The following is a 624-nucleotide window of genomic DNA, read 5'->3' on the forward strand; positions in this document are numbered from 1 at the left end:
ATCGACGTGAAGATCACGCCCAGCGACACCCAGTTGTTGATGTCGGGCGCCCACTCGATCGGCTGACCGCCGTTGATGAACGACAGCTCGTTCTCGTGCATGGCATGCAGCACGAGCTTGACTCCGATGAAGCCGAGGATGAACGCGACGCCGTAGTGCAGGTAGCGCAGCCTGTCGAGCAGGTCGCCCAGCAGGAAGTACAGCTGGCGCAGGCCCATCAGCGCGAACAGGTTGGCGGTGAACACGATGAACGCGTTCGTCGTGATGCCGAAGATCGCCGGGATGGAGTCGACCGCGAACATCAGGTCGGTCACGCCGAGCGACACGAAGACGATCAGCATCGGGGTCCAGATCTTCTTGCCGTTGACGGTGGTGCGCACCTTCGGCCCGTCGTACTCGTCGCTGATCGGGATCACCCGGCGGATCTGGCGGACGATGAAGCCCTCGGTCTGGGCGTCGTCCTCCTCCTTGTCCGGAAGCGCCTGCCGGATCGCGGTGTACAGCAGGAACGCGCCGAAGATGTAGAAGATCGGGCTGAGGTGCTGCACGGCGGCGCCGACGATGATGATGAAGATCGCGCGCAGCACGAGCGCGATGATGATGCCGACCATCAGCGCTTCCTGC

The 624-nt window shown here is 63.1% G+C and carries 1 pseudogene; it reads right to left on the reverse strand.

The annotated features are described in order from the left end of the window. Positions 1–624 (reverse strand): annotated as a pseudogene (locus BGN97_RS15825) (TerC family protein); the annotation flags it as partial.

The organism is Microbacterium sp. 69-10 (genome assembly GCF_001897945.1).
Lineage (GTDB): Bacteria > Actinomycetota > Actinomycetes > Actinomycetales > Microbacteriaceae > Microbacterium.